The organism is Sphingomonas sp. SAFR-052 (genome assembly GCF_051965015.1).
Taxonomy (GTDB): Bacteria; Pseudomonadota; Alphaproteobacteria; order Sphingomonadales; family Sphingomonadaceae; genus Sphingomonas.
Window position 1 is genome coordinate 16833 of record NZ_JBQCMO010000013.1, and the last position, 17388, is coordinate 34220.

General features: G+C 67.2%; 16 protein-coding genes. 9 read left to right on the forward strand and 7 right to left on the reverse strand.

Features of this window, described 5'->3' with window-relative positions:
* Positions 1 to 7: 7 nt before the first annotated feature.
* Complete coding sequence (locus ACTHQV_RS17440) at positions 8 to 1276, reverse strand: PQQ-dependent sugar dehydrogenase (RefSeq protein WP_440492014.1); 1269 nt, start codon at positions 1274 to 1276, stop codon at positions 8 to 10.
* Between the two features lie 290 nt (positions 1277 to 1566).
* Here ACTHQV_RS17440 and ACTHQV_RS17445 point away from each other — a divergent pair, with 290 nt between their 5' ends.
* Together ACTHQV_RS17445 and ACTHQV_RS17450 are read left to right on the forward strand one after the other, a co-directional pair.
* Positions 1567 to 2589 carry a polysaccharide pyruvyl transferase family protein gene (locus ACTHQV_RS17445; protein WP_440492015.1) on the forward strand — a complete coding sequence of 341 codons (1023 nt, stop codon included), beginning with the start codon at positions 1567 to 1569 and terminating at the stop codon, positions 2587 to 2589.
* Between the two features lie 7 nt (positions 2590 to 2596).
* On the forward strand, positions 2597 to 3481 hold the full coding sequence (locus ACTHQV_RS17450) for a glycosyltransferase family 2 protein (protein WP_440492016.1): 885 nt from the start codon (positions 2597 to 2599) through the stop codon (positions 3479 to 3481).
* Between the two features lie 147 nt (positions 3482 to 3628).
* On the opposite strand, the gene glmS is transcribed toward ACTHQV_RS17450, so the two are convergent.
* Together glmS and glmU are read right to left on the reverse strand one after the other, a co-directional pair.
* Positions 3629 to 5452 (reverse strand): glutamine--fructose-6-phosphate transaminase (isomerizing), encoded by a 1824-nt coding sequence (gene glmS, locus ACTHQV_RS17455; RefSeq protein WP_440492017.1) that lies wholly within the window; start codon positions 5450 to 5452, stop codon positions 3629 to 3631.
* A 27-nt stretch (positions 5453 to 5479) separates the two neighbouring features.
* Positions 5480 to 6844, reverse strand: a complete 1365-nt coding sequence (glmU, locus tag ACTHQV_RS17460) for a bifunctional UDP-N-acetylglucosamine diphosphorylase/glucosamine-1-phosphate N-acetyltransferase GlmU (protein WP_440492018.1) — start codon at positions 6842 to 6844, stop codon at positions 5480 to 5482.
* Positions 6845 to 6906: 62 nt separating this feature from the next.
* Here glmU and ACTHQV_RS17465 point away from each other — a divergent pair, with 62 nt between their 5' ends.
* The 4 genes from ACTHQV_RS17465 to wecC all read left to right on the forward strand — a co-directional run bounded on the left by ACTHQV_RS17465 (position 6907) and on the right by wecC (position 10864).
* A complete protein-coding gene (locus tag ACTHQV_RS17465) occupies positions 6907 to 7581 on the forward strand; it encodes an HAD-IA family hydrolase (RefSeq protein WP_440492019.1) in 675 nt (224 codons plus the stop codon).
* Between the two features lie 26 nt (positions 7582 to 7607).
* Complete coding sequence (locus ACTHQV_RS17470; RefSeq protein ID WP_440492020.1) at positions 7608 to 8393, forward strand: SDR family NAD(P)-dependent oxidoreductase; 786 nt, start codon at positions 7608 to 7610, stop codon at positions 8391 to 8393.
* 100 nt (positions 8394 to 8493) lie between these two features.
* Positions 8494 to 9618: a non-hydrolyzing UDP-N-acetylglucosamine 2-epimerase gene (gene wecB, locus ACTHQV_RS17475; protein ID WP_440492021.1), complete on the forward strand. Its 1125-nt coding sequence runs from the start codon at positions 8494 to 8496 to the stop codon at positions 9616 to 9618.
* On the forward strand, positions 9611 to 10864 hold the full coding sequence (gene wecC / locus ACTHQV_RS17480) for a UDP-N-acetyl-D-mannosamine dehydrogenase (protein WP_440492022.1): 1254 nt from the start codon (positions 9611 to 9613) through the stop codon (positions 10862 to 10864). The genes wecB and wecC overlap by 8 nt, the downstream gene beginning before the upstream one ends.
* Positions 10865 to 11057: 193 nt before the next feature.
* On the opposite strand, the gene ACTHQV_RS17485 is transcribed toward wecC, so the two are convergent.
* From ACTHQV_RS17485 to ACTHQV_RS17500, 4 genes are read right to left on the reverse strand one after another with little or no spacing between them, the layout of a single operon-like run.
* The gene (locus ACTHQV_RS17485) at positions 11058 to 12086 is read right to left on the reverse strand and encodes a nucleotidyltransferase domain-containing protein (RefSeq protein WP_440492023.1); all 1029 of its coding nucleotides are present in this window, start codon (positions 12084 to 12086) and stop codon (positions 11058 to 11060) included.
* On the reverse strand, positions 12083 to 12946 hold the full coding sequence (locus ACTHQV_RS17490) for an HprK-related kinase A (protein WP_440492024.1): 864 nt from the start codon (positions 12944 to 12946) through the stop codon (positions 12083 to 12085). The genes ACTHQV_RS17485 and ACTHQV_RS17490 overlap by 4 nt, the downstream gene beginning before the upstream one ends.
* Positions 12936 to 13211 carry an HPr-rel-A system PqqD family peptide chaperone gene (locus ACTHQV_RS17495; protein WP_440492025.1) on the reverse strand — a complete coding sequence of 92 codons (276 nt, stop codon included), beginning with the start codon at positions 13209 to 13211 and terminating at the stop codon, positions 12936 to 12938. The genes ACTHQV_RS17490 and ACTHQV_RS17495 overlap by 11 nt, the downstream gene beginning before the upstream one ends.
* A gap of 5 nt (positions 13212 to 13216) precedes the next feature.
* Positions 13217 to 13618 carry a hypothetical protein gene (locus ACTHQV_RS17500; RefSeq protein WP_440492026.1) on the reverse strand — a complete coding sequence of 134 codons (402 nt, stop codon included), beginning with the start codon at positions 13616 to 13618 and terminating at the stop codon, positions 13217 to 13219.
* A gap of 85 nt (positions 13619 to 13703) precedes the next feature.
* Here ACTHQV_RS17500 and ACTHQV_RS17505 point away from each other — a divergent pair, with 85 nt between their 5' ends.
* The 3 genes from ACTHQV_RS17505 (at position 13704) to pstC (ending at position 17387) form a co-directional block, all read left to right on the forward strand.
* Positions 13704 to 14906: an ATP-binding protein gene (locus ACTHQV_RS17505; RefSeq protein ID WP_440492027.1), complete on the forward strand. Its 1203-nt coding sequence runs from the start codon at positions 13704 to 13706 to the stop codon at positions 14904 to 14906.
* A gap of 82 nt (positions 14907 to 14988) precedes the next feature.
* A complete protein-coding gene (locus ACTHQV_RS17510; protein WP_440492028.1) occupies positions 14989 to 16005 on the forward strand; it encodes a substrate-binding domain-containing protein in 1017 nt (338 codons plus the stop codon).
* On the forward strand, positions 16005 to 17387 hold the full coding sequence (gene pstC, locus ACTHQV_RS17515; protein ID WP_440492029.1) for a phosphate ABC transporter permease subunit PstC: 1383 nt from the start codon (positions 16005 to 16007) through the stop codon (positions 17385 to 17387). Before ACTHQV_RS17510 ends, pstC begins: the two co-directional genes overlap by 1 nt.
* The last annotated feature ends 1 nt before the right edge of the window (position 17388 follow it).

Below are 17388 nucleotides of genomic sequence, written 5' to 3' on the forward strand. Positions count from 1 at the left end.
CCGCCACTCACCCCGTCCGCCGCACCATCCACACCGTGTCACCGGCGTCGTCGACCACGAAGATCGCGCCATCGGCGCGCGTCTGGATGCTGACCGGGCGGCCATAGACGGTGCCCTTCTTCTCGTCCGCGACGAAGCCGGTCAGGAACGGCTGCGGTTCGCCGGTCGGGCGGCCATTGGCGAACGGGACGGCGAGCACGTCATAGCCGCTGAAGCTCGACCGGTTCCACGACCCGTGCCGCGCGACGAAGGCGGTCGGCGCGCCCTGCTTGGCGAAACCGATGCCGAGGGCGGCGGCATGGGCGCCGACCGCGACGTCGGGCAGCAGCGTCGTGCTCAGCAACTCGCGTTTCTCGTTGGCGTGGCGCGGGTCCTGCTTGCCGTAATAGCTGTACGGCCAGCCGTAGAAACCACCCTCGCGCACGCCGACCAGATAGTCGGGGGAGATGTCGTCGCCGATTTCGTCACGCTCGTTGACTGCCGTCCAGAGCGTCGCGGTGCCGGGGACGAAATCCATGCCGACCGGATTGCGTAGGCCCGACGCGTAGAGCCGCTCGCGCCCGGTCGACAGGTCGATGGCGAGAATCGCGGCGCGGCGCTTCTCCTCGTCCATGCCATATTCGCCGACATTCGACGCTGACCCGACCGAGACATAGAGGGTGCGTCCGTCGGGGCTGGCCAGCAGGTTGCGGGTCCAGTGGTTGTTGTACCCGCCCGCCGGCAGCGTGACATGGGTGCGTGGGGGCGCGGTGATGCTGGTCTGGCCCAGCTGATAGGGGAAGCTGACCACCGCGTCGGTATTGGCGACATACAGCCGCCCGCCGACATATTGCATCCCGAACGGCTGGTTCAGCCCCTCGCGCAGGACAAAGCGCTGTTCGGCGACGCCATCCCGGTTCGCGTCGCGGAGCAGCGTGATGCGGTTGGCGCTGTACCCGGTGGTCTTCGACAGCGCCTGTCCGCGTGCGACTTCGGGATCGGCGTCGAGCTTGGGTAGCGTGCGCGCTTCGGAAACCAGCACGTCGCCGTTCGGCAGCAACAACGCCTGACGCGGATACTCTAGGCCGCCGGCGAACTTCACGACCTGCCACCCGCGCGGGGCGGTGGGGGTGCGACCTTCGGGCCAGCCGATGGTGGTCGGATGGTTCACCACCGATTCGGTCGCATAGGGCGGATCGGTTTCCTTCAGGCCCGGAATGGCCTTTTGCGGCGCCTGCGCCATCGCCGCATTCGTCACCAACGCCAGCGCCACCGCGCCCCAATTGCGGACCTTCATCGCATATCCCCATGCTGTCATCGCCGCGACAACCGCAGCGCAGCCGCATGGGGTCCGTCAGCAACGAAAAGATACGCGATCGGTACGGCACCATCCCCTGCCCGGCATCGGTGCATGATCGGTTTCGAAGAACAATCTTTTGTCCGGCACAAATATCGCAGCCGTCGGCCTGGCGGGAAATAGCTGCGCGGCAACGCTTCTTCCCATTTGTGGATTAAACACGATTGGTTGTTCAATTGACTCTTCGGCCGAACCCGACCATGCGCGGCCTAATCATCATTGGGGGACGTATGGGCGGACACGGTAACGAGACCTCGCGCTCGGCGGAAAGCGTTATCGCGGCGCAGCGCGCGCTGCTGCTGACGGAGTTCGGCAAGCATGTCAGCCGGGGCCAGCCCTATGCGATTATCGACTTCCCCGATCACGGCAATGTCGGCGACAGCGCGATCTATCTCGGCGAACTGTCCGTCCTGCGCGAGTTGACCGGTCGCGATCCGAGCTATGTGGCGAGCCTTGCGCGGTTCGACGCTGATGCGCTGCGGCGGGCGGCTCCGACCGGGCCGATCTTTCTGCATGGCGGCGGAAATTTCGGTGACGTTTGGCCGCGGCACCAGCAATTCCGTGAGAAGATGGCCCGCATCTTCACCGACCGGCGTCTGGTACAGGCGCCCCAGTCAATTCAGTTTCAGGACGATGCCGCCATCCAGCAGTGCATCGACTCTTTCGGCGCGCATCCCGATTTCCACCTGATGGTGCGCGATCGCCACAGCGTCACCTTCGCGCAGGAACGGCTTGGCCTTTCCGCAACGTTGGTTCCGGACGCGGCGTTCGGCATCGGCCTGTTGCCGCGCCCCGCGACGCCGAGCCACGACGTCGTCATGCTGTTGCGCACCGACAAGGAGAAGGTGAACCTTGACGCCAGTCTCCTCCAAAGCATCCCGAATGCGCGCGAAGCCGACTGGCGGGAAGAGTCGCTTAAATCGCGCAAGTGGCAGCGCCGCTTTGCAAATGCTCGCGCGATCGCGACGGGGGCTATAGCCAAGAGCAAGCGGCAAGTTTCGGTCTACAATTACCTCGCCAATCAGCGTTTCGATCGCGGTGCGCGAGTCTTGAGCGACGGCCGCAAGGTCATCACCGATCGACTGCATGGACACATCATGTGCACGCTGCTCGACATCCCGCACGTCTATCTCGACAATTCCTATGGCAAGATCGGCCGCTACGCCGACGCATGGACCAAGGAACTGCGCATCGCGCGTCAGGCGACGTCGGCCCCGCAGGCCGTCGACCTGCTGAACCAAGTCGGGAACTGAGGGCGCCATGACCGATCCCGAATTCAGTGTCATCATCTGCACGCTGAACCGAGCGTCGCAATTGCCGCTGGCGCTGGATGCGCTCGGCATCGCGGTCGGGCGCGCGCAGCAGTCGATCGAGGTCATCCTGGTCAACAACGGGTCGACCGACGATACGCAGCAGGTGATGGAGGGCTGGGCGGCACAGCAATCGGTGCCGGTGCGGATCGTGGTCGAGGAACGGCGCGGGCTGTCGTGCGCGCGCAATGCCGGACTGGCGGCGGCGCGCGGGCGGATCATCGTCATGACCGACGACGACTGCACGCTGGAACCCGAATATTTCGACCATGTCCGTGCCGCCTATGCCAGGGAACCGCGCGAGGTGATCCGCGGCGGCATGGTCACGTTGGGCGATACGCGCGACATTCCCTTCACGACCAAGCTCGACCCGAACCCGGCCGAACTGGCGCCGACGGCGATGCCGAGCGGCTTCATCATCGGCGCGAACTTCACGATGCAGCGCACGGTTGCCGAGCGGATCGGCAAGTTCGACGAACGTTTCGGCGCGGGCGCGCCGTTCATCGGATCGGACGATACCGACTATCTGGTGCGTGCCCAGAATCTCGGCATTCCGATCCTGTACGATCCGACGTTTCGCGTCGCCCATTACCATGGCCGGCGCGGCATGGATCAGGCGCGCAAGATGTATCGCGGCTATGGCTTCGGCAACGGCGCGCTGTTCGCCAAGCATCTGGGGCAGAAGCGGGTGCGCGGCTGGATGGTCGCAAGCGTCCGCGCGGCGCTACGCGACGTGCTGGGAAAGACGCAGCACGAGCTGATCGACAAGCGTGACGTATTCAAGCTGAAGCACCATGTGCGCGGCTTCGTGGCGTATATGCGGCACCGGGGGTGACCCCGTAGATCCTCCCCGGCACGGGGAGGGGGACCGCCGCGCAGCGGTGGTGGAGGGGGGCGTCCGGTTACGGAACGGCGTCGCCAAGAGGACACCCCCCTCCACCAGCTTCGCTGGTCCCCCTCCCCGTGCCGGGGAGGATTTGATTTACTCCACCGTCACCGACTTCGCGAGATTGCGCGGCTGGTCGACGTCGGTGCCCTTGGCGACCGCGACATGGTACGCCAGCAACTGCACCGGCACCGCATAGACGATCGGCGCGATCAGCGGGTGGACCTTGGGCATGGTGATGGTCGCGATGCAGTTCTCGCCCGCGGCCTGGATGCCGTCATAGTCGGAGATCAGCACGACCTTGCCGCCACGCGCCTGCACCTCCTGCATGTTGCTGACGGTCTTGTCGAACAGCGGCCCCGACGGGGCGATGACGATCACCGGCACGGATTCGTCGATCAGCGCGATCGGCCCGTGCTTCATCTCGCCGGCGGCATAGCCCTCGGCATGGATGTAGCTGATTTCCTTCAGCTTCAGTGCGCCTTCCAGCGCCAGCGGATAATCAGTGCCGCGCCCCAGATACAGCACGTCGCGGGCGGCCGCGATCACGCCGGCCATGCCCTCGATCGATTCGTCATAGGCGAGCGCGCCGTTGATCGATGCGGGCGCCTCGGCCAGATGACGGACGATGCTGCGCTCCTCGGCCTCGCTCAACCGCCCCTTGGCCTTGGCGAGATTGGCGGCGAGCGCCGCCAGCACCGCGAGCTGACAGGTGAATGCCTTGGTCGAGGCGACGCCGATTTCCGGCCCGGCATGGGTCGGCAGTAGCAGATCGGCCTCGCGCGCCATGGTGCTGGTCGGCACGTTGACGACGACGGCGATGGTCTGCCCCTCGCTCTTGGCATGGCGCAGGGCAGCGAGTGTGTCGGCGGTCTCGCCCGACTGGCTGATGAACAGGGCCAGGCCGCCCTCCTCCATCACCGGCGCGCGGTAGCGGAACTCGCTGGCGACATCGAGGTCGACCGGCACGCGGGCGAATTGTTCGAACCAGTATTTGGCGACCATGCCGGCGTAGAAGCTGGTGCCGCAGGCGACGATGGTGACGCGCTTGATCCCCGACAGGTCGAATTCGGGGATGGGCAGCGACACGCGCCCCTCGAAACGCTGGAGATAGCCACGCAGCGTCTGGGCGACGACGATCGGCTGCTCGTAAATCTCCTTCTGCATGAAATGCCGGTGATTGCCCTTGTCGATCAGCGCGCCGGTGACGCCCGACAGCGTGACCGGGCGATCGACGGGGTTGTTGTCGCGATCGAAGATCTCGGTGCCGCCCTGCCGGCAGACGACCCAGTCGCCCTCCTCCAGATAGGCGATGCGCTGGGTCAGCGGCGCCAGCGCCAGCGCGTCGGAGCCGAGATACACCTCGCCCTCGCCATAGCCGACGACCAGCGGCGATCCGAGGCGCGCACCGATCAGCAGGTCGGGATGCTGGCGGAACAGGATGGCGAGTGCGAACGCGCCGTGCAGGCGCGGCAGGATCGCCTTGACCGCATCGGCCGGGGACAGCCCCGCCTCGACCTGTTCGCTGACCAGATGCGCGACGACCTCGGTATCGGTCTCGCTGGTGAAGACCCGGCCGCGCGCGGTCAGTTCGTCGCGCAGCGGCTTGAAATTCTCGATGATGCCGTTGTGGACGACGGCGATCTCGTCGGTCGCATGCGGGTGGGCGTTGTTGGTGGTCGGCCCGCCATGCGTCGCCCAGCGGGTGTGCGCGATGCCGACATGGCCGGGCAGCGGATGGTCGGCCAGTTCGGCGGCGAGGTTCTTGAGCTTGCCCGACGCGCGGCGCCGCTCGATCGCGCTGCCCTCGACCGTGGCGATGCCCGCCGAGTCATAGCCGCGATATTCGAGGCGCTTGAGCCCATCGAGCAGCCGGTCGGCAACGCTGTCGGTGCCGATGATGCCAACAATTCCACACATATTCGTCTCTCCGGCGGGATCGACCGCTTATTTCTTCGACTTGGCGGCCTTGATCGCCGCTTGTTTGGTGCGGAAGCGCTTGGCCCAGCCGGGATGGTCGGCGCGGTCGGCGCGGACCAGTGCCAGCGCGTCGGCCTCGACATCGCGGGTCACGGTCGATCCGGCGGCAACCAGCGCGCCGTCGCCGATCTTGACCGGCGCCACCAGCGCGCTGTTCGATCCGATAAAGGCGCCCTCGCCAATCTCGGTCCGGTATTTGAAATAGCCGTCGTAATTGCAGGTTATCGTGCCCGCGCCGATATTGACGTTCGCCCCGACGCTGGCGTCACCCAGATAGGTGAGGTGATTGGCCTTCGCCCCGACGCCCAGCGTGGTGTTCTTCACCTCGACGAAGTTGCCGACGCGGCTGCCCTCGCCCAGCACCGCGCCGGGGCGCAGGCGGGCATAGGGACCGACGTCCGCCTTGGTGGCGACGGTCGCCCCTTCGAGATGGCTGAAGGCGTGGATGGTGACATTGTCGGCGACGGTCACGCCGGGGCCGAACACGACGTTCGGCTCGATCGTCACGTCGCGACCGAGTTTGGTGTCGTGCGCGAAGAACACCGTGTCGGGCGCAATCAGCGTGACGCCATCGGCCATCGCCTGGCTACGACGTTTCGCCTGCCACGCATCCTCGACCGCGGCCAGTTCGGCGCGACTGTTGATGCCGGCGACTTCATCCGCCGCGGTCTCGATCACCACCGCCCCGCGGCCATCGGCAATGGCGAGCATGACGATGTCGGGGAGGTAGTATTCGCCCGCGGCATTGTCGTTGCCAACCCGGTCGAGCAGCGCCCACAGGTCGCGCGACCGCACCGCCGTCACGCCGCTGTTGCACAGGTCGACCGCGCGCTCCTCTGCCGATGCGTCCTTATACTCGACCATCTTGGCGATGTTGCCGGCATCGTCGGCGATGATCCGGCCATAGGCGGCGGCTTGCGGCGGGCGGAAGCCGAGCACCGCGACGGCCGGCTGATCCTCGCCTTCCAACCGGGCGGCCAGCCGCGCGATCGTATCGGCGGACAGGAGCGGCGTGTCGCCGAAACAGACGAGGACGATGCCGTCATGATCGGCCAGCGTCTCGCGCGCCTGCAACGCGGCGTGGGCGGTGCCGAGCTGTTCGCGCTGCCACGCGATCTCGACGCCGCGCCCGGCGACCGCCGCCTCGACCTGTTCGCCGACTGCGCCGACGATCACGACGCGGCGCGAAATGCCGGCGGCGTTCAGGCTGTCGAGCAGGTGGAACAGCATCGGCTGCCCGGCCAGCGGGTGCAGCACCTTGTGCTTCGACGACTTCATGCGCGTGCCCTGCCCGGCGGCGAGGATCACGGCGGCGATCGGTTGCGCGTTCATGGTGCCGCTCCTTGGCATACGACCCTTGCCAATTCCATATCGTCGGCGCCAAAGCGGCCCAGATGACAAAGATTTCATTCGATATCGTCGGCTTCGATCTCGACGGGACGTTCGTCGACACCAGCGGCGACCTGACCGATGCGGTCAACCACGCGCTGGCCGATGCCGGGCGACCGCCATTGACCCGCGAACAGGTGATCCCGATGATCGGCGGCGGTGCGAAGCACATGCTGCGCCAGGGACTGGAGGCGACCGGCGGCTGCGACGAGGTCGAACTGAACCGGCTGAACCGGCTGCTGCTCGATTATTACGCGGCGCATATCGCGGTACATTCGCGACCGTTTCCGGGCGCTCTGGCGGCGCTCGACGCGCTGGCGGCGGATGGCGTCAAGGTCGCGATCGTCACCAACAAGCTGGAGGCGCTGGCGCGGCGGCTCCTCGACGAACTCGACCTGACGCCGCGCTTCGCCTGCATCCTCGGCGGCGATACGCTGGGGCCGGGCAAGTCGAAGCCCGACCGCGCGCCGATCGATGCGATGATCGAACGCTGCGGCGGCGGGCGGGCGGCGTTCGTCGGCGATTCGCATTTCGATATCGATGCGGCGAAGAATGCGGGAATTCCCTCGATAGCCTGTTCGTTCGGGTTCATGATGCAGCCGGTCGAGGAACTGGGCGCGGATGCGGTGATCGATCACTATGACGAACTGATTCCGACACTCGCGCGTTTGGCCGCCTGACCCGCTACTCCAGTCTAGGAATTGCCATGCCCCGCCCCGTCGCCCTCATCACCGGCGCATCGTCCGGTATCGGCCTCAGTTTCGCGCATCACCTCGCCCGCACCGGCCACGACCTCGTCATCGTCGCCCGGCGCGAGGACCGGTTGCGCGACTTGGCCGAACAGCTCTCCGCCGAACACGGTATCGATATCGAGGTGATCGTCGCCGACCTCGCCGATCCCGACGATCTCGACGTGGTCGAGGAACGGCTGGAGGCGGGCGAGCCGGTCGCGCTGTTCGTCAACAATGCCGGCTTCGCCGCGATGGGCAAGGTCGGCGAGGGCGATCGCGACGACATGACCGACATGCTGCTGCTCAACGTCGTCGCGTTCAGCAGGCTGGCCGATGCGGCGATGGCGGGGATGAAGCGCACCGGACAAGGCACGATCATCAATGTCGGGTCGGGCACGCTGTTCACCAAGCTGCCCGGCTATGCCGGCTATGGCGCGACCAAGGCCTATGTCGCCTATTACACCCGCGTGATGCAGGTCGAGGCGAAGGACAGCAACATCCACGTCCAACTACTGATCCCCGGCGTCACCGCCACGGATTTCCATCATGTCGCAGGCAAGAGCGTCGACGACTTCCCACCCGAACGGGTGATGGAGCCCGACGATTTGGTCGTCGCCTCGCTGCGCGGGCTGGAACTGGGCGAGTCGGTATGTATCCCGTCGCTGCCCGACGTGGCGGATTGGGAAGCGCTGGAGGCAGCCGAGGCGAAGATTGCGCCGAATGCGTCGCGGGATCGGGTGGCCGAGCGATATCACGGCTGACCAGCCCTCCCCGTCCCCGGGGAGGATTTTGGCCAATTGTTAAACTCCATTGGCTAAGTTGTATCCCAAGGGCGACCAATCCCGGTCGCGGGGGCGTGGAATGACCAAGCGGGTGCAGCGGGTGTCGGTCGTGTTCGGCACGCGCCCCGAAGCGATCAAGCTGTTCCCGCTGGTCCATGCCCTGCGCGCGCATCCCGGCTTCGACTGCCGCGTCGTCGTCACCGCGCAGCATCGCGAGATGCTGGATCAGGTGCTGGCCTTTGCCGGCATCGTGCCCGACATCGACCTGAACCTCATGACCGCCGGCCAGTCGCTCGACGGCCTGACCGCGCGGCTGCTCAATGCGCTGGGGCCGGTGTTCGATGCCGAACGGCCCGACCGGGTGATCGTGCAGGGCGACACCGCGAGCGCGATGGTCGCCGCGCTTGCCGCCTATTACCGCAAGGTGCCGGTCGCGCATGTCGAGGCGGGCCTGCGCAGCCACGACATCCATCATCCCTGGCCCGAAGAGGTGAACCGCAAGATCGTCGCCAGCATCGCCGACCTGCACTTCGCCCCGACCCGGACCGCCGCCGACGCGCTGCTCGCCGAAAACGTCCCGCCATCGCGGGTACAGGTCACCGGCAATACGGTGATCGACGCGCTGCACATGGCGCGCGATCGCATCGCCGCCGATCCGCGCCATACCGCCGGGCTCGACGCCGTCGCCCGGCGCTTTGCGGGCAAGCGCATCCTGCTGGTCACCACCCATCGTCGCGAGAATTTCGGTGGCGGCATGGAGAGCATCGCCCGCGCCATCGCCCGCATCGCCGAGCGCGACGATATCGGCGTCGTCTTTCCGGTGCATCCCAATCCGCAGGTGCGCGGGGTGATGGCGGCGATGCTGGGCGACAATCCGCGCATCGCGCTGATCGATCCGCTGGACTATCCGCAATTCGTCCGCCTGCTCGACCTGTGCTACCTCGTGCTCACCGATTCGGGCGGGGTGCAGGAGGAGGCGCCCGGCCTCGGCAAGCCGGTGCTGGTCCTGCGCGAGACGACCGAACGTCCCGAAGGGGTCGCAGCCGGCACCGCGCGGTTGATCGGATCGGACGAGGACCGCATCGTCGCCGAAGTCGTGCGGCTGCTCGACGATCCGGCCGCCCATGCTGCGATGGCGCGGGCGCACAATCCCTTCGGAGACGGCCATGCGTCCGCACGCATCGTGGAGACACTCTATGCTTGAACAGCGGATCACCGCCGCCACCAGCTATGACGTGTGTGTCGTGGGGCTCGGCTATATCGGCCTGCCGACCGCCGCCGTCGTCGCCCGCTCGGGCGCGCGGGTGATCGGGATCGACGTCAGCCAGCGCGTGGTCGACACCGTCGCGCGCGGCGACATCCATATCGAGGAAGCCGATCTCGACACGCTGGTGCGCGACGTCGTGCTGCTCGGGCGGCTGACCACCGCGACCAGCCCGGCGCCGGCCGATGTGTTCGTGATCGCGGTGCCGACGCCGTTCGGCCCCGGCCATGCGCCCGACCTGTCCTATGTGCTCGACGCCACCCGCGCGATCGCGCCGGTGCTGACCCCGGGCAATACCGTCATCCTCGAATCGACCTCGCCGGTCGGCACGACCGAACAGATCCGCGACCTGCTCGCCGAACTGCGCCCCGATCTGTCGCTGCCGGGCCTATCGGACGCGCCCGATATCGCCGTCGCCTATTGCCCCGAACGGGTGCTGCCGGGCCGCATCATCCTCGAACTCGTGTCCAACGAACGCTCGATCGGCGGGATCACGCCGGCCTGTGCCGAGGCGGCGTGCGATTTCTACCGCCGTTTCGTCGAAGGCGCATGCACCGTGACGACCGCGCGGACGGCGGAAATGGTCAAACTGGTCGAAAATACTAGCCGCGACGTCGCCATCGCCTTTGCCAACGAACTGTCGATCGTGTGCGACCGGATGCAGCTGAACGTCTGGGACGTGATCGAGCTGGCCAACCGCCATCCGCGCGTCAACATCCTGAAGCCCGGCCCCGGTGTCGGCGGGCATTGCATCGCGGTCGACCCGTGGTTCATCGTCGATGCCGCCCCCGAACAGACGCCGCTGATCCGCACGGCGCGCGAGGTGAATGACGGCAAGGTCGACCATGTCGTCGCCCGCGCCGCCGCCCTGCTCGACGTCGCACCGGACACGCGCGCATCGCTGCTCGGATTGGCGTTCAAGGCCGATATCGACGACCTGCGCGAAAGTCCGGCGGTCAAGGTCGCCGCGGCGCTGATCGAACGGTTCGGTGATCGCATCGATCTGGTCGAACCCTTTGTCGACACCCTGCCGCGAGCACTGGCGGGCGGGCGGCTTGTGCCGCTGGAGGACGGGCTGGCGAACGACATTCTGGTCGTGCTGGTCGACCATGGAATGTTCAAGCGGGTGCCAGCGGAGGCTCGGGCCGGCAAGCAGATCTACGATACGCGCGGGATGTGGCGCTAAATTCAGTTCACGCGAAGGCGCGGAGACGCGGAGGTGTGGCGTTTGCCGCGACGGCGGCACTCCATCATTTGCCGCCGAGGGAGAAAAGGCTGCCAGACAGGCTGAAATGGCCCATTCCACGACATCTCGGCGCCTCTGCGCGAACAACCCTCTTTCTTCTTCTCCGCGCCTTCGTGCCTCCGAGTGAACCAACCTACTTTTTCCGAAACTTCGTCCACAAATGCCGCGCCAGCATGACCGGCGGCATCCGCAGCCAGTGCGAGCGGACATAGAAGCCGAATTCGGTCCCCTTGTGCCGCAACCGCCCCCAACCGTCGCGCGCCAGCAACCGCCGTGCGAACAGCGCGTCGGACGGCACCGGGTTAAAACGCAAATGCAGCGGGTCGTCATATTCGATCAGCGGCGTGCCGAAGATACGGTTCGCCAGTCGCAACGCCCGTATGACTGTTGGCCCTAGTTGATGCAGATGTGCCTGTTCGATCAGGTCCAGAAGAAAGTCGGTGTCGTCGTCGGTGAACTCGCGCACTAGCCGGTCGATATCCCAAAGGTTGCGAAGCCCACCCTGCAAATCTCCATCGGCGAACAGATGCGCTGCGGCATGGATCACCATGTCCGCCGGGCACAGGACCGACAACCCTCCCGTCAACGGCACCGCGTCCGCAATCAGCGCCGCCGCATCGGGCGTCGGCCGCGCGGTCGGGGGCAGGATCGTGTGGTGGACGTCGATCATCCGATCCCGTGTCCGGTGGATCAGCGGCGGCAGCTCGTGCATCCAACGGCGATAATAGGCGTCGTCATAGGGATCGGGCTTCACCCATTCCCATCCCGCCGCCAGCAGCGCTGCCTCGACCGCATCGAGGGCATCATGCGGCACGAGAATGTCGAGATCGCCGATCGACCGCCCCCGCCCCGCATCCAGACCGGAGGCGACGAACGCCGTCCCCTTCAACAGCACGACCGGCACCCCGAGCGGCGCGAGCGCGCGGCGCGCCATCTCCGCCTCCCACAACGCGGCCACCCGCCCCTGTTCGGCCGACGCCCACGCATCGGCGAGGAGGCGTGCGGCGGCGGGCGGGATCGGCAGCCCGTCGAGCCGCACGGCCAGCGATCCGATCAACTGTTCGGCCCGCGCCGCCGCGATCAGCGCATTCCATTCGCCCGACGACAGCGACGTAGCCCGCGCCGGATCGGTCAGCACCGCTGCGACCAACGCCCCGCTCATGCCAGCGCGCTCCACAGCCGCTGGACCAGCGCGATGCCGCTGTCGGTATCGGCATAGTCGATCGCCCGCACCGGCACCTCGCGCACCAGCCGCCCGAGCGCCGTGAAGCCGCGTTCGCCCAGCGCGATATAATTGGTCGATGCCTGGGTCAGCCGCACGAACGTCTCCGCCGCGCCGACCTCCCGCACAGCCTCCGCCGGCCCGAAGGTCGGGAACAGCAGCAGCGCCGGCACCGCCGGCCGGTCCATCGCCGCGATCGCGGTCGCGTCGGGGACCAGATGCCGGATATCCCCCTTGGGCGTGCCTGCCAGCAACGGCCCGAACCGCGCATCCGGCACCGCGCGTTGCAGGACCGCGACGCTCTCGTTCTTCAGGCTGACGAGCCGGGGAAAGGCATGGACTAGCCCGCTTGCCGGATCGATCAGCGCGAACTCGTCGCCCATCAGCCGCCAGCCGCGCATCATCAGTAGGGCGGCGAGCGTCGACTTGCCCGCCCCCGACACCCCGCTCATCAGCAAGGCGCGCCCGTCGCGTTCGACGGCGGAGGCGTGGAGCAACAGATACCGCCGCTGCGCCAGCGCCATCTGCAAATTCATCCCCATTTCCGCCGCCAGCAGCCCCTGTGCCAACGGTAGGGGCAGCGCATCGGGCAGCATATAGTCGCCGCCGATCGTCACCGAAGGCCGGACGAAGCGCCGCCACGGCCGCGCCGCGAACAACCGCACGTTGAAATCGACGATCCCCTCCTCGGGCCCCGGATAGTCGCGATACAGATCGCCCAGCGCCGCGATCGGCCCGCGCCAATCGCTGCCGATGCGGAAGCCGACCGGCCCGATACGCAGCGTCCGGCTAAACCGCATCGCGCGTCACCAACCCGATCGCCGCCAGTTCGTCGAGCCGCGCGGTCAGCGCCACCAGATCGCCATCGGGCAGGTCATAGCGTTCGGCCAGCGCCGCCAGCAATTGTTCGGGCGTCATTGGGTCGACCAGCAGCGCCAGCATCTCCGGCACCGGTGGTGCGACGACATGCGTCTGTCCCGATGCGCGGTGATAGATGGCGGTCAGCGGATCGAGCGGCAGGATGCACAACCCCTCCGGCGGCGGCGCGCGATAGCGTGCGCCCATGCGCGTCAGCCGCGCGGCATCTGCAACGATGCGAAGCAGGTGAAGCCGCTGGTCCCGTTCTGCAACCGCTGGACATATTTCATATAGGCGCGGGTCGTGTCGCCATCGGCACCGGGCAGGTTCGCGCCGTTCATCGCGCGCTTCACCTCTTCGCCGGTGAAGGGGCGGTTGGCACCGGGAAAGGCGCCCGGCGTGCCCGGCGCGACGACGCTGCCATCGGCGTCGATCATCTGCCCGCGCCTGGCATTGTCGGGCACCGGGATTTCGCAGGTCATGACCGATGCCTGGGTCTGCGCCAGTGCCGGCCGGATCGACACCACCGCCGACGCGCCCGCCGCACCGATCAGCAGCGTGCGCCGCGTCGTCGCGGCAGCGGGCGGGACGGGGCTGTGCGGATCGTCGGCCATCGGGGCATCTTCCTGAACCTGCGCGATTACGCAATCGTAAAGAGGGCCACTGGCCTAACCCCGCACTTGCGCCTAATCGGGGCCGATGGACGAATTCGGCCCCCGCCTGCCCCTCGCCCTCGCCGTCGCGGTCGGCGTCGCCCTGCTGGCCTTTCTGCTGGGGGCCGGCATCAATGCCAGCGCGGTGGTGCTGGTCGGTGCGGTGGCGGCGGTGCTGGTCGCCGGGCTGCACGGCCCCGACCGCAGCAGCAGCGAATCGCCCGATACCGCGCGCCAGCATGGCGCCGCCGCGACGCAGGCGGCGATCGATGCGATCGACGAACCGATCCTCGTCATCGCCGCGGGCCATGTCGATGCCGCCAATCCCGCCGCGCGCACGCTGCTCGGCCAGCACATCGTCGGCGGCGACGTCCGACTCGCCATCCGCCACCCTGCCGCCGCCGAACGGCTGTTCGGCAACAGCGACGATCCCGAACCGGTCGGGCTGGTCGGGCTGGGCTCGCGCGACCAGAGCTGGGAGATGCGGGTGCGGTCGCTGGGTGGCGAGCGCCGACTGGTCCATCTCGCCGACCGCACCGGCAACCGCGCGACCGAACGGATGCGCGTCGATTTCGTCGCGAACGCCAGCCACGAACTGCGCACCCCGCTCGCCTCGCTGCTGGGCTTCATCGAAACGCTACGCGACGAGGCGGGCGAGGACCCAGGTGTGCGCGAACGTTTCCTGAAGGTCATGAACGACGAAGCGCGGCGGATGCAGCGGCTGATCGACGACCTGATTTCGCTCAGCCGGATCGAGGCCGAGAAATACCGCCCGCCCGACCAGTCGGTCGACCTCTCGGCGATGCTGCGCTCGGTCCGCGACGAATTGAGCGCGACCAATCCCGCGCGCGGCGCCGACCTGTCGCTGCTGGTCGAACCGGCGGTCACCGTCATCGGCGACCGCGCGCAATTGTCGCAGCTGCTGCACAACGTCATCGGCAACGCCATGAAATATGGCCGCGCAGGCACCCCGGTCGACATTCGCCTCGCGCCGCGCGACACCATGGCCGAACTGGTCGTTCGCGACCATGGCGAGGGGGTGGCGATCGATCACCTGCCGCGCCTGACCGAACGATTTTATCGTGTCGATTCGGGACGCAGCCGGGCGCTGGGCGGCACCGGCCTCGGCCTCGCCATCGTCAAGCACATCGTCGAGCGTCATCGCGGCCGGCTGGATATCGGCAGCGTCGTCGGCGACGGCACGACGGTCAGCGTGCTGTTGCCGCTCAACGCTGTCATGAAGCCGTAACGCCATGGTAACAGAGCACGCGGGAGCGTCGCGAATGACCGTATACGCCCCTGGAAACCGCAACCCCATGACCCGTCGGATCATGTCCGCCCTGGCCCTCGTGCTCGCGCTGTCGGCGTGCGAGCCGCAGACGTCGCGCGACCATATCCGCGTCGTCGGGTCGTCGACCGTCTATCCCTTCACCACCGCCGTCGCCGAAATGCTGGTCAACGCGAACCCCGACCTGCGCGCGCCGCTGGTCGAATCGACCGGCACCGGCGCGGGCGCGTCGCTGTTCTGCGCGGGCGTCGGGCCGCAGCATCCCGACATCCTCGACGCATCGCGCCGGTTGAAGAAGTCCGAATATGCCACCTGCCTGTCACACGGCGTGAAGGACATCATGGAGGTGCAGGTCGGCGTCGACGGCGTGGCGCTGGCCGAATCCAACAACGGCCCGAAGCTGCAACTGACCAAGCGCGACGTCTATATGGCGCTGTCGGCCAATCCGCTGGGCAAGCCCAACACCGCGCGGATGTGGAACCAGATCGACCCGAAGCTGCCCGCCATTCCGATCCAGTTCTTCGGCCCCCCCGCGACCAGTGGCACCCGCGACGCGCTGGTCGAACTTATCATGGTCCCCGCCTGCGAAGCGGCGATGCCCGAGGTCAAGGCGCTGAAGGAGCGCGACAAGGACCGGTACGAGGACATCTGCACCCGCATCCGCGAGGACGCGGCTTATGTCGACAAGGGCGAGAACGACAATCTGATCGTGCAGAACCTGTCGACCAATCCCAACGCGGTCGGCATCTTCGGCTATTCCTATCTCGAGGAAAATAAATCGCGGCTGCACGGCGTGCCGATCGACGGCATCGCGCCCAGCTATGACAGCATCGCCGACGGCACCTATCCCGGCGCACGCCCGCTGTTCATCTATGTGAAGAAGGCGCACATTAAACCCGTGCCCGGCATGAACGACTTCCTCGCCATGTATGCCCGGTCGTGGGACCCGGGCGGCCCGCTGACCCGGCGGGGCATGATCGCCGCCCCGGCCGCGGTCCGCGCTGAATCGGCAGCGGAGATCGCCGGCCAGACCGCGATGAACCCGGCGGGGCTGCACTGATGCACGGCATCACGCTGATCCTGCTGGTACTGGGCTTTGGCGGCATCGGCTGGATGGTCGCGCGTGCGCGCGCCGCGCGCTTCGCCAAGCCGGCGACCGCCGCCGATCGCCCCAATTCGCTGCCCGGCCAGCATGGCTGGCACATGGCGATCTGGATCGCCGCGCCTGCACTCCTGTTCCTCGGCATCTGGAGCGCGGTATCGCCGGCGCTGGTGCGCGACGCGGTGCTGTCGACGCCCGCCGCCGCCGGCCTGCCCGGCCCCGGCTTCGAACGCTCGGCGATATTGGCGGAGGCGCGTTCGCTGGCGCTCGGCAATGCCTATGGCGCGTTCAATCAACAGGCCGAGGTGCTGGCCCCGGCCTATGCCGCCGCGCAGAGCCGCTATGACTGGATCGGCACGACGCTCGCCATCCTGCTCGCCTTTGCCGGCGGTGCCTTCGCCTTCACCCGCATCCGCCCCGATTATCGTGCGCGCACGCAGGTCGAACGCGCGGTCATGCTGGCGCTGCTGGTCGCGTCGCTGATCGCGATCCTGACCACGCTCGGCATCTTCCTGTCGCTGGTCATCGAAAGCTGGCGCTTCTTCCGCATCGTGCCGGTCACCGATTTCCTGTTCGGCACCAACTGGAGCCCGCAGGTCATCCGATCGAACGATCCGGGCGCGACGCTGGGCGCGGTGCCGCTATTTTGGGGCACCTTCTTCATCGGCGCGGTGATCGCGATGATCGTCGCCATCCCGTTCGGGCTGATGAGCGCGGTCTATCTGACGCAATATGCCCGGCCGGGCGTGCGCAAATGGATGAAGCCGATCCTCGAGATCCTCGCGGGCGTCCCGACCGTCGTCTATGGCTATTTCGCCGCGCTGACCGTCGGTCCGGCAATCCGCGACCTCGCGGTCATGCTCGGCATGCCGTTCGCCAGTTCGGAAAGCGCGCTCGCCGCCGGGTTGGTGATGGGGGTAATGATCATCCCGTTCGTCTCGTCGATGGCCGATGATTCGATCGCGGCGGTGCCGCAGTCGATGCGCGACGGCAGCCTCGCAATGGGTGCCACCACAAGCGAGACGATCGGCAAGGTGCTGCTCCCCGCCGCGTTGCCGGGCGTGGTCGCTGGCGTATTGCTTGCCGTCAGCCGCGCGATCGGTGAGACGATGATCGTCGTCATGGCGGCATCGGGAGCCGCCTCGATCACGCTCAATCCGTTCGATAGCGCGACCACCGTCACCAAGCAGATCGTCGACCTGCTGACCGGCGAGGCCGAGTTCGACAGCCCGAAGACGCTCGCCGCCTTCGCGCTCGGCCTGACCCTGTTCGCGATCACCTTCCTTCTCAACGTCGTCGCGCTGCGCGTCGTGAAACGCTACCGGGAAGCTTATGAATAGT

Bases quoted from the DNA above. Each gene is read 5' to 3' on its own strand.
- ACTHQV_RS17440 (WP_440492014.1), bottom strand. From the start codon at position 1,276: ATGAAGGTCCGCAATTGGGGCGCGGTGGCGCTGGCGTTGGTGACGAAT.
- ACTHQV_RS17445 (WP_440492015.1), top strand. From the start codon at position 1,567: ATGGGCGGACACGGTAACGAGACCTCGCGCTCGGCGGAAAGCGTTATC.
- ACTHQV_RS17450 (WP_440492016.1), top strand. From the start codon at position 2,597: ATGACCGATCCCGAATTCAGTGTCATCATCTGCACGCTGAACCGAGCG.
- glmS (WP_440492017.1), bottom strand. From the start codon at position 5,452: ATGTGTGGAATTGTTGGCATCATCGGCACCGACAGCGTTGCCGACCGG.
- glmU (WP_440492018.1), bottom strand. From the start codon at position 6,844: ATGAACGCGCAACCGATCGCCGCCGTGATCCTCGCCGCCGGGCAGGGC.
- ACTHQV_RS17465 (WP_440492019.1), top strand. From the start codon at position 6,907: ATGACAAAGATTTCATTCGATATCGTCGGCTTCGATCTCGACGGGACG.
- ACTHQV_RS17470 (WP_440492020.1), top strand. From the start codon at position 7,608: ATGCCCCGCCCCGTCGCCCTCATCACCGGCGCATCGTCCGGTATCGGC.
- wecB (WP_440492021.1), top strand. From the start codon at position 8,494: ATGACCAAGCGGGTGCAGCGGGTGTCGGTCGTGTTCGGCACGCGCCCC.
- wecC (WP_440492022.1), top strand. From the start codon at position 9,611: ATGCTTGAACAGCGGATCACCGCCGCCACCAGCTATGACGTGTGTGTC.
- ACTHQV_RS17485 (WP_440492023.1), bottom strand. From the start codon at position 12,086: ATGAGCGGGGCGTTGGTCGCAGCGGTGCTGACCGATCCGGCGCGGGCT.
- ACTHQV_RS17490 (WP_440492024.1), bottom strand. From the start codon at position 12,946: ATGCGGTTTAGCCGGACGCTGCGTATCGGGCCGGTCGGCTTCCGCATC.
- ACTHQV_RS17495 (WP_440492025.1), bottom strand. From the start codon at position 13,211: ATGGGCGCACGCTATCGCGCGCCGCCGCCGGAGGGGTTGTGCATCCTG.
- ACTHQV_RS17500 (WP_440492026.1), bottom strand. From the start codon at position 13,618: ATGGCCGACGATCCGCACAGCCCCGTCCCGCCCGCTGCCGCGACGACG.
- ACTHQV_RS17505 (WP_440492027.1), top strand. From the start codon at position 13,704: ATGGACGAATTCGGCCCCCGCCTGCCCCTCGCCCTCGCCGTCGCGGTC.
- ACTHQV_RS17510 (WP_440492028.1), top strand. From the start codon at position 14,989: ATGTCCGCCCTGGCCCTCGTGCTCGCGCTGTCGGCGTGCGAGCCGCAG.
- pstC (WP_440492029.1), top strand. From the start codon at position 16,005: ATGCACGGCATCACGCTGATCCTGCTGGTACTGGGCTTTGGCGGCATC.